The organism is Maricaulis sp., from assembly GCF_034670125.1.
Classification (GTDB): Bacteria; Pseudomonadota; Alphaproteobacteria; order Caulobacterales; family Maricaulaceae; genus Maricaulis.
In genome coordinates this window covers 75,578-89,775 of record NZ_JAXMOC010000002.1, presented here as the reverse complement: position 1 = coordinate 89,775, position 14,198 = coordinate 75,578, and the positions used below count along the sequence as shown (strand labels likewise).

13 protein-coding genes are annotated in these 14,198 nt (G+C 63.2%); 9 read left to right on the top strand and 4 right to left on the bottom strand.

What is annotated here, in order from left to right:
* Positions 1–119 precede the first annotated feature (119 nt).
* From VOI18_RS03735 to VOI18_RS03715, 5 genes are read left to right on the top strand one after another with little or no spacing between them, the layout of a single operon-like run.
* Positions 120–1,406, top strand: a complete 1,287-nt coding sequence (locus VOI18_RS03735; RefSeq protein WP_323761072.1) for a serine hydrolase — start codon at positions 120–122, stop codon at positions 1,404–1,406.
* Positions 1,393–2,997, top strand: coding sequence for a GMC family oxidoreductase (locus tag VOI18_RS03730; RefSeq protein WP_323761071.1), 1,605 nt, complete (start codon positions 1,393–1,395; stop codon positions 2,995–2,997). The genes VOI18_RS03735 and VOI18_RS03730 overlap by 14 nt, the downstream gene beginning before the upstream one ends.
* A gap of 10 nt (positions 2,998–3,007) precedes the next feature.
* Positions 3,008–4,429 carry a coniferyl aldehyde dehydrogenase gene (locus VOI18_RS03725; RefSeq protein ID WP_323761070.1) on the top strand — a complete coding sequence of 474 codons (1,422 nt, stop codon included), beginning with the start codon at positions 3,008–3,010 and terminating at the stop codon, positions 4,427–4,429.
* A 7-nt stretch (positions 4,430–4,436) separates the two neighbouring features.
* Entirely contained in the window at positions 4,437–5,195 is a 759-nt protein-coding gene (locus VOI18_RS03720; protein ID WP_323761069.1) for an SDR family oxidoreductase, read from the top strand.
* Entirely contained in the window at positions 5,192–5,806 is a 615-nt protein-coding gene (locus tag VOI18_RS03715) for a methylated-DNA--[protein]-cysteine S-methyltransferase (RefSeq protein WP_323761068.1), read from the top strand. Before VOI18_RS03720 ends, VOI18_RS03715 begins: the two co-directional genes overlap by 4 nt.
* A gap of 34 nt (positions 5,807–5,840) precedes the next feature.
* Here the strand turns inward: VOI18_RS03715 and VOI18_RS03710 are convergent, their stop codons facing one another.
* Positions 5,841–6,335, bottom strand: a complete 495-nt coding sequence (locus tag VOI18_RS03710; protein ID WP_323761067.1) for a response regulator — start codon at positions 6,333–6,335, stop codon at positions 5,841–5,843.
* A 468-nt stretch (positions 6,336–6,803) separates the two neighbouring features.
* Here VOI18_RS03710 and VOI18_RS03705 point away from each other — a divergent pair, with 468 nt between their 5' ends.
* Positions 6,804–7,151, top strand: coding sequence for a DUF6481 family protein (locus tag VOI18_RS03705; protein WP_323761066.1), 348 nt, complete (start codon positions 6,804–6,806; stop codon positions 7,149–7,151).
* 105 nt (positions 7,152–7,256) lie between these two features.
* Here the strand turns inward: VOI18_RS03705 and VOI18_RS03700 are convergent, their stop codons facing one another.
* Together VOI18_RS03700 and VOI18_RS03695 are read right to left on the bottom strand one after the other, a co-directional pair.
* Positions 7,257–9,029, bottom strand: a complete 1,773-nt coding sequence (locus VOI18_RS03700; protein ID WP_323761065.1) for an N-acyl-D-amino-acid deacylase family protein — start codon at positions 9,027–9,029, stop codon at positions 7,257–7,259.
* A gap of 12 nt (positions 9,030–9,041) precedes the next feature.
* Positions 9,042–9,980 carry a bile acid:sodium symporter family protein gene (locus VOI18_RS03695; protein WP_323761064.1) on the bottom strand — a complete coding sequence of 313 codons (939 nt, stop codon included), beginning with the start codon at positions 9,978–9,980 and terminating at the stop codon, positions 9,042–9,044.
* A gap of 277 nt (positions 9,981–10,257) precedes the next feature.
* On the opposite strand from VOI18_RS03695, the gene VOI18_RS03690 reads away from it, so the two are divergent.
* The 3 genes from VOI18_RS03690 (at position 10,258) to VOI18_RS03680 (ending at position 12,709) form a co-directional block, all read left to right on the top strand.
* Positions 10,258–10,725 (top strand): helix-turn-helix domain-containing protein, encoded by a 468-nt coding sequence (locus tag VOI18_RS03690; protein WP_323761063.1) that lies wholly within the window; start codon positions 10,258–10,260, stop codon positions 10,723–10,725.
* Between the two features lie 246 nt (positions 10,726–10,971).
* Complete coding sequence (locus VOI18_RS03685; protein WP_323761062.1) at positions 10,972–12,120, top strand: parallel beta-helix domain-containing protein; 1,149 nt, start codon at positions 10,972–10,974, stop codon at positions 12,118–12,120.
* 274 nt (positions 12,121–12,394) lie between these two features.
* Entirely contained in the window at positions 12,395–12,709 is a 315-nt protein-coding gene (locus VOI18_RS03680; protein WP_323761061.1) for a hypothetical protein, read from the top strand.
* A 54-nt stretch (positions 12,710–12,763) separates the two neighbouring features.
* On the opposite strand, the gene VOI18_RS03675 is transcribed toward VOI18_RS03680, so the two are convergent.
* Positions 12,764–14,134 (bottom strand): M28 family metallopeptidase, encoded by a 1,371-nt coding sequence (locus VOI18_RS03675; RefSeq protein WP_323761060.1) that lies wholly within the window; start codon positions 14,132–14,134, stop codon positions 12,764–12,766.
* Between the last annotated feature and the right edge of the window lie 64 nt (positions 14,135–14,198).

Sequence of the window (14,198 nt, the reverse complement as noted above, 5' to 3'; positions counted from 1 at the left end):
TGCACGGATACCTCACCCCTGAAATTCGAATTTCGGGTCCGACCCGCCCCTTTTCTCCCGTCGCAACTCTGATACGTTAGCGAGTGAACAGCGTTCAAATCGCTGTCATGGGGAGAAAAATGAAGAATTTTATCATAGGGTTAGTTGCAATTTTCGGCGCCATGGCCATTGCTGGCGCCGGGTGGTTCTACCGGCCCTGGTCGGAATACTCTCCGGCTGAAATCCAGGCTGCCACCCAGCCCGAACGCCTCGTGGAAACATTTTCGAACATGGGGGATGTTTTCCCCTACCGCGCGATCAATCCCTCCGAATCGGCGCGGGCGCTGCCCCGAAACCTTCAGTCAGGCACGGTCGGCTACCGTTTCGGTGAAGCGGACCGGACCGTTGATGACTGGATGGACGACAGCGACACGACCGGCCTGATGGTGATCCATAACGGTGAGATCGTCCACGAAACCTACCGGCTTGGCGCCGATGCGGATACGCGGCACACCTCTTGGTCGGTCGGCAAGAGCTTCGTCGCCACGCTCATCGCCATGGCAATGCAGGACGGACGCATCGCCAATCTCGACCAGAGCGCCGAAATGTTTGCCCCACAATATGGCGGATCGGACTATGGCGACACGACGCTGCGCCACCTGCTCATGATGTCGGCCGGCATGGATTTCGAGGAAGACTACAACGCCCCGAATTCGGACATCCGCCGTCTCTTCCTCGGCGCCAATATCTATGGCCAGAACATTGATCGCCTGGTCGGCGAGATCGAGCGCAACCGCACACCCGGCGAGGATCTGCACTATGTCAGCGCCAACACGCAGGTGCTGTCGGCAGTGGTTCGCGGGGTTTATAACGACACGCTCGCCAACATCGTCCAGACCCGCATATGGGAACCCCTGGGCATGACCGGCGAAGCCTACTGGAACCAGAACATCTCTGGCGAGGCTGGCATGGCGATCGGTTATTGCTGCCTCAATGCGACCCTGGAAGACTATGCCCGCTTCGGGCAATTCTACCTGCAAGATGGCATCTGGGACGGCGAACGCCTGTTGCCCGAAGGCTGGGTCAACCAGGCGACCCGTCCGAATGCCCCGTTTCAGGACGCCGGACCGGATGCGGTCTATCCCCACCGCGGTTACGGCCTGCATTTCTGGGTCCCGGAAAACCATGACGGCGAATACTTCATGGCCGGAGTCTACGGCCAGTACGTCTGGGTCGATGAGCGCCGCAATATCGTCATCGCCCGCACCGCTGCCGACACCGAATGGGGCGGACGGACCGAGGAGTCGATCATCGCCATGCGAGCCCTTGCTGCCCACTATGGTGACGCGGTGACGATGGAGCCGACTGCGGTCGAACCCACGTTGCAGGACGAACAGGACACGGGAGCCGGTGATGGACAGGACTGATTACGACTACATCATTTGTGGCGCCGGCTCGGCGGGCTGTACCGTCGCCGAACGCCTGTCCCGTGACCCGTCGGCTTCGGTTCTGGTGCTGGAGGCCGGCGGCTCTGACGACAGCCCCATCATCCGTACACCCATGCTGCTGCAATACGCCGTGACCGGCGAGCAGTTCAATTGGGGCTATTGGACCGAGCCCCAGAAAAATCTCAATGACCGCAAACTCCTGTGGCCGCGCGGCAAGACACTTGGCGGCTCGTCATCGATCAACGCCATGCACTACATGCGCGGGGCGCCGGAAAATTATGACGAGTGGGAACAGGATTACGGCGCCGGAGGCTGGGGCTGGAAGAGCGCCCTTCCCGCTTTCAAGGACGTCCAGAACCAGACCCGCGGGGCCAGCGAGCTGCACGGCACCGGCGGTCCGCTTTGGGTGCAGGACATCGCCCCGCTCAACCCGCTGACCGAGGATTTCTTCAAGGCTGGCGACCAGCTGCAATACAAGCGAAATGACGACTTCAACGGCCCGCAACAGGAAGGCTTCGGCCCCTACCAGGTGACCCAGAAAGGCCGCAAGCGCTGCTCGGCAGCCGACGCGTTCCTGAGGCCCGCCCTGGAACGCGACAATTGTGATGTACAGACCGGCGCCCTGGTCCATCGCGTCGTGATTGAGGATGGCCGGGCCACGGGTGTCGAAGTCGAGATCGAAGGCGAGATCCGCGTGCTCAACGCGCGACGGGAGGTCATCCTGTCAGGCGGCGCGATCAACTCGCCACAAACATTGCTGCTGTCCGGCATCGGGCCGGCCGACGAATTGCGCGAGGCCGGTGTCAGCGTCGCCCACGACCTGCCAGGGGTCGGCAAGAACCTGCAGGACCATCTCGATGTGACCGCCCAGGTCTGGACGAAATCGGCCACCTCGATCGGCAATTCGGTCCGCTCCCTGCCCCACCACATGTACATGGTGGCGCGCTGGGCCCTGCGCGGTGACGGTCCCTTCACCGTCAATCCGGTGCAGGGCGGCGCCTTCATCAAGTCGGCCTACGCCGAGGACCTGCCGGATCTGCAACTGGTCTTCATCCCGGCGATCTCGAACCCGCACGGCGTCGAGAAGGCAAGCGGCCACGGCATCACCTTGCACGTCTGCCAACTCTATCCCAAGAGCCGAGGCGAGATCCGGCTGAAGTCGACCGATCCCACCGACCACCCGGCCATCCAGCCCAACTATCTCGACGCGGACTTCGACCTCGACGTGATGACCGATGGCCTGGCCAAGGTCCGCGATATCCTCAACGCACCCGCCTTCGATCATGACCGCAAGGCGGAGCGCTATCCCGGTGCCGACATCACCACGATGGACGGGTTGCGCGACGATGTGCGGGCACGGGCCGAAACGCTCTACCACCCGACATCGACCTGCGCGATGGGAACCGGCGAGCTGGCGGTCACCGACAGTCGCTGCCGGGTCCGCGGTATCGATGGGCTGCGTGTCATCGACGCCTCCGTCATGCCCCGCCTTGTCGGAGGCAACACCAACGCCCCCACGATCATGATCGCCACCCGCGCAGCCGCCATGATCGCCGAAGACAACGCTTGAGGAACCCACCATGAGTGAAGCAGAAGCCAAACAGATCGAACGCATGAAATCCCTCCTGGCGAGCCAGAAAACGGCCTTTCGGGCCGAGCGGCACCGCCCCATCGACAAGCGCAAGGCCGATCTCGACCGCGTGGCCAATCTGTGCCGCAAGCACGCCGACGCCATCGCGGACGCCATCAGCCAGGACTTTGGCAATCGGGCCAAACAGGAAAGCGTGATCGCGGAGATCGCCTTCGTGATCCAGGATGCCGGCCATGCCAAAAAGCATCTCGGAAAATGGATGAAGACCCGCAAGGTTGGCGTGCCGCTTACCCTGGCGCCGGGTTCCGCCAGCATTCGCCGCGAACCCAAGGGCGTTGTCGGCATCGTCTCACCGTGGAACTACCCCTTCCAGCTGGCCATGGCGCCGCTGGTGGCCGCGCTTGCCGCCGGCTGCCGGGCGATGATCAAACCGTCGGAATACACGCCTGCGACGGCCGAACTCATGAAGTCCCTGCTGGCTGAGGCCTTCGAGGAGGACCATGTCACCGTGATCACCGGCGGTCCGGCTGTCGGTGAGGCCTTCACCAAGCTGAAATTCGATCACCTCTTCTACACCGGCTCGACCCAGGTCGGCCGACTGGTGGCCATGGCGGCTGCCGACAATCTGGTCCCCGTAACGCTGGAACTGGGCGGCAAGTCACCGGCGATCGTGACCCCTTCCTATCCGCACGACTCTGCGGCCAAATCAATCGGTTGGGGAAAATTCTTCAATGCCGGCCAGACCTGCGTCGCGCCGGACTATGTCATGGTGCAAAACGGAATGGAGACAGCGCTGGGCGAGGCCATCATCAAGGTTGCCGCGCACCAGTTTGCCGACGCCGCCAGCGACGATGCCTACACCGCCATCGTCTCGGACCGGCATTATGAGCGCCTCACCGCCATGATCGAGGAAGCCCGCGCCGGCGGCGCGACAATCCTGCAGCCCGAACACGACGCCCAGGCCGCACAGGCCGGTCGCAAGATTCCGCCGACGGTTGTCGTCAATCCGCCCGCCGACTGCCGCCTGATGACCGAAGAGATTTTCGGGCCGGTCCTTCCCATCATCGGCTATTCCGAACTGGACGCCGCCACCGACCATGTCGCCGAGCGTGACCATCCCCTGGCGCTCTATGTCTATTCCACCGACAGGACCGAAGCCGACCGTGTGCTCGACAGCACCATGTCCGGCGGTGCCGGCGTCAATATCAACCTGCTGCACCTGTCCGTGCCCGACCTGCCCTTTGGCGGCGTCGGAGCCTCCGGTCAGGGCAGCTATCATGGCGAGCATGGCTTTTTGACCTTCACCCATGAGCGTTCGGTCTTCCGCACCGGCAAATGGCACCCGTCCCGCCTGCTTGCTCCGCCCTATGGCAAGATGTACGAAACCGTCGCAAAGAAGCAGATGAAATAGGCGCGCAATGACGGGACAACTCGCGGGCAAACGGGCCCTGATCACCGGCTCCAGCCATGGTGTCGGGCTCGCCGCCGCACACATGTTCGCCGCCCAGGGCGCCGAAGTCGTGTTGCACGGCAACCAGAACATGGCGGACGCCGACAAGGCCGTGCAGACCATCGGTCCGGCCGCGCTGGGCGCGGTCCAGGCCGACCTGGCCCTGCCTGGCGCCGGCCGCGATCTCTATGATGCGGCCTTGCACCTGGCCTCAGGCCGGCTCGACATCATCGTCAACAATGCCGGCATTCATTGGGCCAGCCCGTTGGACAGTTCTGACAGTGACTGGGAGACAAGCTGGGCCACGACCCTGCAGGTCAACCTCATGGCCGTGGCCGATATCTGCCGCGCGGCGATACCGGAAATGGTCGCCTCCGGTGGCGGTGCGATCATCAATATCGCCAGCCGGGCCGGTTATCGCGGAGAGGATCGCAACCACATGGCCTATGGCGCCTCCAAGGGAGCCCTGCTGTCGCTGACCAAGACCATCGCGCGGCAATGGGGCTGTGACGGGGTCTATGCCTACGCTCTCGCGCCGGGCTGGATCGATACACGCATGGGGCCGCAGCACGAGGAAGACCGGGCCCGCGCCAAGGCCGAAATCCCGATCGGCGAGCTGGCCCATCCTGACGAGATTGCGGCCATGTGCGCCTTCCTCGCTTCCGGGGCCTGCCGCAGCGCGACGGGCAGTTGCATCGATGTCAATGGCGCCAGCTACGTCCGGTGACGGACGAAATTCCCGCTCCCCTGTTCGACGATGACCCTGGCTTCCACCAGGCCCTGCACTGCCTGTTGGGGGAAAAAACCGTCGCCGAGGCCGCGCTGCAGGCGCACTGGATCGCAACGCCGGTCGGGCCGCTGCTGGCTGTCGCCGACGCAACCCATTTGCGCCTGCTGGAATTCTTCGACCGCGGCATCCTGCCAGCCGAACTTCACAAGCTGCAGGCCAGCGCCGGTTCCGGCATCGCGCTGGGATGTCCGGCGCCGATTCACGCTCTGACAGCAGAGTTGCAGGCCTATTTTCAGGGTCGGTCGGCGTCCTTCACCACCCCGCTCGCACCGGTCGGTACCCGGTTTGAACAACGCGCCTGGAAGGCCCTGCTGGACGTCCCGGCCGGCGAGACCCGCAGCTATGGCGAGCAGGCTCGCGCCCTAGGGCAACCGACCGCGACGCGGGCCGTCGCCCGCGCCAACGGCGCCAACCCGATCGCCCTGGTCATCCCCTGCCACCGGATTATCGGGGCGGATGGTTCATTGACGGGGTATGGTGGTGGATTGTGGCGCAAGCGCTGGCTGATAGATCACGAGCGGCGGGCCTTTGGCCATGTGCTGATCTAGGCAATCGCGGCCATTGCAGGCCAACCGCACCGCGTCAGTAGCGCTGATAGGCCGCGGTCGGGCGCTGGGCCAGATCCGAACGCGACGGCGTGGCCGCCCAATCGGGTTCCGCGCCCAACTCATCGCCCTCAACCGGACTGGGGGACTGGTAGGCATGGAAGACGTCGAGCAATTGTGCGCCCAGCAGCATGATGTCGAACGGTTTTGCGATTACCGCCTGGGCACCGCTCTCCTTGAGCTGTTTCCAGTTGGCCACGTCCGACCGGGCGGTCAGGAAGACAAAGGGGGTTGCCTCCCCTCCGGGCAGGGCCCGGATCGCTTGCATCGCATCAAGTCCGGTCATGCCCGGCATCAGATGATCGAACAGGCAGATATCGTAGGCGCTGGTCTTGAAACATTCGATGGCTTCACGACCGTCCGCAGCATGAGTCACCTCAAATCCCGAAACAGACTCCAGCGAAAAGCGGATGAGATTTGCGTTTGCCTCAATGTCCTCGAGCAGCAAAACGCGCTTCAATATCTTGCCCATACCAAACTACCCTTACATCGTGCATCATTCAGGATGTGCACTTTGGGACAGTGTCCCGGCCGGGCTTGAAACTATGGTTAACAGCTTGCATCCGGCCCGACCGGCCGAGGGACGATGTTGATTAAGTGTGTTTTATTTCAAATGTTTATTGGAAATATCGGCGGAGAAATGAGGGCGGTCATATAATATTCCGCCCCTCGATCGCGCCCCAGGGCGGACAGGTGAATGCGATCCTCGGCGGGCGCCGGCTGGCCGGATGGGACCACCGCGCGGCATCCAGCCGACCGTGGCCATGAGGGCCCAGACCCTGTGATCCCGGATCAACACCTCGGACCAATCTGTCCTCACTCATCCGTCATGACCCTGCATGGGGTTGTGCTTGGCCCCCGGCACGGGCAGATAGGGGCCAAGCGCTGCAACCTGCAGCGAGCCTTTACGGCCTCCAACCTCACCAGGGACCCACACAGCTTGAAAAACTACGCAAACCCGAGTTTCGCCGACCGCAACAAAAGCGCTGCAGAGGCCAAGAAAAAGCTTCTGGAAAAATTCAAGAACGCGCCCAAGCCCGACGAAGCGCAACTCGCTGCCCGGCGCGCCGAACGCGAAGCGGCCGACAAGGCCCGCGAAGCGCGCCGCATCGAGCGCGAGCGCGTGAAGGCCGAGGAGAAGGCCCGCAAGGAAGCTGAACTCGCCGAGAAGGCCGCTGCCGCCCTCGCTGCCGAAAAAGCCGCCGCCGACGCCCTTGTAGCCGAAGAAGCCGCCAAGAAAGCCGCCCGCGACGAACGCTACGCCGCCCGCAAGGCCCGCAAGCGCTAGCGCCTACCCAGGCAGTGGCCGAGGGACATGGACCTGTGGTCCGTGTCCCGTCTGGAAACTTGCGTCGGGAATGGGACACGTACCGGAGGTACATGTCCCTCGGCCCTACTCCGCCGCCACAGCCTGTTGCCCGGCCCGATAGACCGTGCCCGGCATGGCGCCGGTGAGCTGGCCCTCTTCCATCACCACTTCGCCGGCGACAATCGTGGCGACATAGCCGGTGGCGCCCTGCAACAGGCGCTGACCGCCGGCTGGCAGGTCGCGCTCCATGTGGGGTGGTTCCATCTGCAGGCGGTCGAGATCGATGATGTTGATGTCGGCCTTGAGGCCCTCGCGCAGATAGCCGCGGTCGGTCATGCCCATATAGTCGGCCTGCGCACCCGTCAGCATGCGGACCACGCGGGGCAGGTCGAGCTTGCGGCCGCGTTTGCGGTCGCGGGTCCAGTGGGTCAGCATGTAGGTCGGCATCGAAGCGTCGCAGACCGTGCCGACATGGGCGCCGCCGTCGGACAGGCCGTAGAGCGCCTGGGGGTGCTCCATCATCTTGAGCACATTGTCGTAATTGAGCTCGGTATAATTGTAGAGCGGCAGGTAGATCAGCTCGTGGCCATCGCGCTCCAGCAGGGTGTCATAGACCATCTCCATCAGGGAGACGCCCTTGGCCCGCGCCCGCGCGGCCAGCGAGTTTTCGCCGGATTGCTCATAATCGGGTGGATTGCCGAGCTGGAAGAATTTCTCGGCCACGAATTCGATATGCTCCATCAACATGTCGGCCAGAGGCGGCACAGACGAACCCGGCCCCGACAGCTTGTCGGTCGTCTCGGACAGGATCTGTGCCTTGAAGGCCGGGTCCTTCATCCGCGCGACGCGCTCGGCCAGCGGCAGGTCGGCAATGGTCTTGTAGCTGGGATAGCCCATGAAGGGGTGGAAGGTGCAATTGAAACCCAGGAAGACGCCGATGGCTCGCGGGGCGACCTGCATCCGGGCATCGACGCCCTCATCCTTCAGTTTTTCGGTCCGCTCGATCAGTTTGAGCCACTGATCCGGCGCGAAATCTCGCTGCATGAGCGAGAAGGAGAAGGGCCGGCCGGACGCCTTGGCATAGTCGGCAATGATGCTCCACTCATCGTCGAAATCCTGTTCGCCGCGCTCCAGATTGAAGTCCGACACCGCTTGTACGACGCCGTAATCGAGGCCTTTGAAGGCCTCGGCGATGCCGGTCAGCTCTTCACGCGTGGATTCCGATGACGGGGTCCAGTCGCCGTCAGCGGTCTTGTGGACGTCCGAGCGCCCGGTGGCGAAACCGACCGCGCCGGCTTCCAGCGCCTCCCGGGTCAGACGACGCATCTCGGCGATGTCGGCGTCATTGGCCGGCTCGGAATGAACGGCCCGATCGCCCATCACATAGACCCGCAGCGGATCGTGCGGGACCATGGCCGCGATATCGATGGTGCGCGGGATTTTCGACAGGGCGTCGAGATAGTCGGGAAAGCTCTCCCAGTCCCAGGTCAGGCCCTCGTGCAGGGCGGTGCCGGGAATGTCCTCGACGCCTTCCATCAGCTTGATCAGCTTGTCGTGGTCAGCCTCGCGCACCGGCGCGAAACCAACACCGCAATTGCCCATAACGGCCGTGGTCACACCGTGATCGATCGAGGGGCGCAGCATGCCGTCCCAGCTCGCCTGACCGTCATAATGGGTATGGATGTCGACAAAGCCCGGCGTGACCAGCCTGCCAGTCGCATCGATCGTGCGCGCAGCCTCGCCCAGATCCTGACCGATGGCGGCAATGCGCCCGTCCTTGATGGCGATATCCGCGATAACCGGCGCCGCGCCGCTGCCGTCATGGACCTGACCGCCCGTGATCTTGAGATCAAACATGTCTGTCTCCCGTCATGTGTCACGCTCTGTGGCGTTTGCCGCGAGTGTCAGCGAATCGACCAGACGGAACAAGCCTGCCAGCAGTGAACCGCCGACCAGGTGCCAGATGCTCCAGGTACCGATGATCGCTGCGGCGCCACCGACGCCGCTGAACTGGCTGAGCAGGATCACCAGGCCGAGGCCGGAATTCTGGATCCCGACTTCAAAGGTCAAGGCCCGGCGTCTTGCCGTCTCCATGCCCAGCGCCCGGCCGCTCAGCCAGCCCAGCGCGAACGCCGATCCGTTATGCAGCACGACTATGGGGATGATGATCGCACCGGTGGCGAGGATCAGCGGCCAGTTCTGGACGATCCCCACCGCCACAAGCAGGGCAATGCAGCCCAGCGCCAGAGGTCCCAGAATGCCGGCCGCGCGGGCGGCGAGTGCCGGTTTCCGGTGGTTGAGTACCATGCCCAGCAGCAGGGGCACGGCCAACAGGGCGGCGGTCTGCACAAAGAAGGGCCACGGATCCACATCCAGGGACCGGACCAATGCGTCTGCCGGGCCGTAAAGACTCGCCCAGAACAGGATCGAGAGCGGCGTCACCACGGCCGCGGACACGCTGGATATGGCAGTCAGGGTGACGGAATAGGCGGTGTTCCCGTTCGCGGCCCGGGTCAGCAGGTTGGAAACATTGCCGCCGGGGCAACTCGCCACGATCAACATGCCCAGCGCGATACTGGCCGGCGGTGACAACAACAGAATCAGACCCAGCGTCAGCAATGGCAGCCCGAGCAACTGCACGGCGACGCCGCCCAGAACCCGTCCCGGTTCACGCCGCACGAGAGCGAAATCCTCGAGCTTCAGTGTCAGCGCCACCGAGAACATCATCACGAACAGGATGATGGCGATGCCCAGCCGCGACTGGTCATCAACTATTACCTGCAATTGGTCGATCGAATGCGCGTTCATAAAGGCATGGTCCGTCAACAGCTTGTCACGCCTGGCGCGTCCCGGTCGGGCGCCCAGAGAGCCGCTAACCAGTTGTCATGTCAACATAAGGGTCGCCAAACTCACCTCAGCCTGTATCGTGTCTGATGCGCCTTGCCTGCGCAGTCGGGATTTTTCGGACCGTGAGGGCTTGGCGACCACAGGGACAACACCTCGCCTCGGGGGCCGGGTGCTGTGGTATACGGGTATTGGTTGAGCAGGTCGCACGGGCAGCGACCAGGTGTTTGGGGGACCGGGAATGGGTCGAAAACGTTTTGATGAAATGTCCTGCGCGATTGCGCAGACCTTGAATCAGGTTGGTGACTGGTGGACGCTTCTGATCGTCCGGGATGCCATGAAGGGCGCGCGCCGCTTCAGTGATTTCCACGAGAGCACGGGTATCGCCAAGAACATCCTGACGGACCGCCTCAACAAGCTGGTCGAGAATGGCATCATGGTGCGCGAGGAAGTCGGTGTGCGCGGTCAGCGTCAGGAATATGTCCTGACCGAAAGCGGCGAAGCCCTTTTCCCTATCCTCATGGCCATGCAGCAGTGGGGCGACAAATGGGTCTATGGCGACACGGAACGCCCGCTCGAAGTCTTCGACGTCCGCACCGGCGAAGAACTGGCCCCCATGGGCGTCGCCAACCAGAGCGGCGAACAGGTCACCCATCGGGATATTGCCGGTCGCGATCCCAGCAATCGTGGTATCCGCGAAGCGGGCTGACCCAGCAACCTTCGTCCGGGCCTGCGACCCTGCGGGCCTGAATCCGATTGGCGAATCGGATCCGGCATTGTTGAATTCCCGCCTCTGCGATCAGCCCGATTGCGTGACCGGGAGCCGTCGATGAATGTGAGCTTGCGACCCTTGTCCTTGTTTCGCACAGCCTGTCTTGTTGGCACCCTGTCTTTGGCTGCCTGCGGAGAGACAGGAACACGTGACGTCCGCGACGCTGACCGCTCTTATCCTTTTTTGCTGACCGAACGTCTGGTCAATGCCCGCCCTGGCGATGTCATTGATATTCCGGAAGGCGTTTTTGCGTTTGACCGCCCGCTGGCCCTGACTGTCGACGGGCTGACGCTGCGCGGTCAGGGGGCGGACCGCACCATCCTGTCCTTCCAGGACCAGGTGATGGGCGAGGAAGGCCTGCTGGTTACCGCCCGCAACATCACACTCGAGAACCTCGCCATCGAGGATCCGATCGGGGACGGGGTGAGTATCAGCCAGTCCGAGAATGTCGTCATTCGCGGACTTCGTGTCGAATGGACTGATGGCCCTGACGCCGACAATGGCGCCTACGGGATCGCTCCGATCGGGTCGACCAATGTCCTGGTTGAAGACTCCATCGCCATTGGTGCCGCGGCCGCCGGCATTCATGTGGGCCAGTCGCACAATGTCGTCATTCGGCGCAACCGCGCCGAACGAAACCGGGTCGGCATACAGATCGAGAACACGACAGACTGCGATCTCTACGAGAATGTGGCGACGGGCAATTCCGGCGGAATCCTGGTGACCGCCTCACCGGCCCAACCCGCATCCATCGGCTCGACCCGCATCTTCGACAATCACGTCTTCGACAACAATTTCGAGAGTTTCGGTCGAACAGACACCGCCGCGGCCCGGCTTCCGACCGGATCAGGCATCGCTTTGCAGGCAAGCGATCAGGTTGAAATCTTCGGCAATGTGATCGCCGATCACCGGTCCGCCAACATGATCATTGCGGCGCTGACCGAGGCCGGACAACCGATCCTGGACGTCGGGGCCGGGTTCGACCCCTACCCCGAAACCCTGCATGTTCACGACAATGACTTTCGTGGCGGCGGGCTCAACCCGGACGGGCTTGAATTGCAGGTCCTGCGCCTCGTCATCGCCGGACCGCTGGGCCGCATGCCGGACATTCTCTGGGATGGTTATCTTGACCCCGCCAAACTGGTCGATGGCCAAATGCCGGACAGCCTCCGGATCTGCATCGACAACGGCACAGCCGATATCGTCGACGCCGACCCTCAGGGCGGCCGCGCCAGTCCACGGATCGTTACGGACGCACATCGGTGTACCCATCCGCCCCTGCCCGCAATCCATCTCGACTTCGCCACACCGGCCGGAGTCGGGACCGACTGAGCATCGGCATACCCGATTGGTGATCAGTGCCCGTCATTGCCTTCCCGGATCCGCCCGGTCCCAGCCGCCACCCGAGCCGCGTTGATCCCTCAAGCTGCGCCGTGTTGCCAGCAGGAAAACCCCTCCACCCAGGCAATCTCCTGTCACGCGAATTTTGCGAAGAGATGTATTGAGGGACGGGAATTCCCCCTCTATCTTCATACCCGGTGCACGAAATGGCGCGTTCGCCGCCAATGCTCATGCAACAACACGCACCAATCAGGGGAAGACCACAATGCTGATCAGTTCAATCCTGCTCGCCGCCGCGCTTCAGGCCTCGCCGGTCGACACGCTTGTCGCCAATGCGCTTGAAGTGAGCTCGCCGTCGGGCAGCTACATCACCTATTTCGAAGCCGATGGGACCTACACCACCAATGTCGGCATCTCCGGCACCTGGTGGGTGGACGGCGCTGAACTCTGCGTCCAGCGCAGCACCGGGGAAAGCGGCTGCGCACCTCTGGGCGAGAGCCAGGAAGTCGGGACGTCATGGACCGGCCAGAACGCCGCGACCGGCGAGACCGTGACCTACACCATCATCCCGCGCGGGTAAGCCGGGCCGACGGACAGGCCAGCGGCCTGTCCGTCACGGCCTTTCGGGATGGCGTCAGTTGCCGAATGAGCCGGCCGGTCCCGGGAACACCACGGGCGTTTCCGAGCCGTCCAACGCGACGGCCGAGACACCGAAATAGTAGTTGTCGATCACCACATTCTCGAGCGTGAACGTGTCGGTGATGCCGACAAAGCGGCTCCACTGCCATTGCGGTTGGTCGGTCAGCCGCCAATGGACGCGATAGCCGGCCAGATTGCTGGCGGCCTCACCCTCCGCGGCATTCCAGCTCAGCGTGGTCGAGGGACGCACTGCCCCTTCAATCGTGACATTGGCCGGGAATGGCGGCGCGCCGGCCATCTGCGCCATCACCGCAACATTGAGCGCCGTCAGGCGCGCGGCATGATCGAAATCCACACCCTCGATGGTGTCGCCATAGGGACGGCCATCCTCGACCCGCAAATCCTGGTGCTGGCGGTCATAATGCTCGTTTGTCTCCATGATGCGGACACCGGGATAGCCCACGCCATTGAACGGGCGATGGTGCCCCCCGCGAGCGAAGCGATCGAGCCGGTAAACCATCATCACATCGAGATTGGGGATGTACTGGTCCGCGGTCTGGTCGACAAAGCGCGCCAGATTGCGCGACGGACTGTCGACCTCGCCGCCGGTAAAGCGGCGGATACGGGCTTCTTCCGGGGTCTCAACCGCTCGTGTTCCTTCAGAAAACACGCGCGCTGTGGTGTTGTTGATGACGCCATTGATGCCGGCGATATTGCCGATCATGTCATTGTTGAGCACGCCCTTGATGCGCCAGCCATTCTCGATGGCGTGAGCCGCCACGATCTGGCCACCGAACAGGCCCTGCTCCTCACCGGACAGACCGGCATAGATAATCGATCCGTCAAACGCGTGCTGGCTGAGCACCCGCGCCGCTTCGATCACGCCCGCCATCCCCGAGGCGTTGTCATTGGCACCGGGGCTGTCAGACGTGCCGTCGAGCGGATCAGTGACCCGGCTGTCGATATCACCGGACATCATCACATAGCGGTCGGGGTCGATCCGGCCGCGCTGGATGGCGATCACCGAGACCACCTCGACCGGATCGGGAATGCGGGTCTCGCCGGAAATCGTGTCGGAGATATACATGACCTCCAGGCAGCCGCCGCACTCGGCGGAGATTCGTTCGAACTCGTCAAAGATCCAGCGCCGGGCGGCGCCAATGCCGCGCGTGTCGCTCTCGGTCTCCGACAGGGTGTGGCGGGTCCCGAATTCGGCCAGTGTGCGAATATCGGACTCGATCCGGTCGGCCGACACGGCGGCGACGTGATCATGTACGGCCAGGACTTCCGACGGTGGTGCGTGCTGCTGGGCCAGTGCAGGTGTGGCCAACAAGATGGCCATGGATGCGGTGGTCACGAACTTCATGCTTCCCTCCCCCGGAAACGCGTAAATACACTGACCGGATGATGGGCCAGACAGGCTGCGGGTC

What these genes read in the sequence shown, in the direction of transcription:
- VOI18_RS03695 (WP_323761064.1), bottom strand. Translation starts at nt 9,980, where the DNA reads ATGAACGCGCATTCGATCGACCAATTGCAGGTAATAGTTGATGACCAG.
- VOI18_RS03700 (WP_323761065.1), bottom strand. Translation starts at nt 9,029, where the DNA reads ATGTTTGATCTCAAGATCACGGGCGGTCAGGTCCATGACGGCAGCGGC.
- VOI18_RS03680 (WP_323761061.1), top strand. Translation starts at nt 12,395, where the DNA reads ATGCTGATCAGTTCAATCCTGCTCGCCGCCGCGCTTCAGGCCTCGCCG.
- VOI18_RS03730 (WP_323761071.1), top strand. Translation starts at nt 1,393, where the DNA reads ATGGACAGGACTGATTACGACTACATCATTTGTGGCGCCGGCTCGGCG.
- VOI18_RS03720 (WP_323761069.1), top strand. Translation starts at nt 4,437, where the DNA reads ATGACGGGACAACTCGCGGGCAAACGGGCCCTGATCACCGGCTCCAGC.
- VOI18_RS03675 (WP_323761060.1), bottom strand. Translation starts at nt 14,134, where the DNA reads ATGAAGTTCGTGACCACCGCATCCATGGCCATCTTGTTGGCCACACCT.
- VOI18_RS03690 (WP_323761063.1), top strand. Translation starts at nt 10,258, where the DNA reads ATGGGTCGAAAACGTTTTGATGAAATGTCCTGCGCGATTGCGCAGACC.
- VOI18_RS03735 (WP_323761072.1), top strand. Translation starts at nt 120, where the DNA reads ATGAAGAATTTTATCATAGGGTTAGTTGCAATTTTCGGCGCCATGGCC.
- VOI18_RS03710 (WP_323761067.1), bottom strand. Translation starts at nt 6,335, where the DNA reads ATGGGCAAGATATTGAAGCGCGTTTTGCTGCTCGAGGACATTGAGGCA.
- VOI18_RS03725 (WP_323761070.1), top strand. Translation starts at nt 3,008, where the DNA reads ATGAGTGAAGCAGAAGCCAAACAGATCGAACGCATGAAATCCCTCCTG.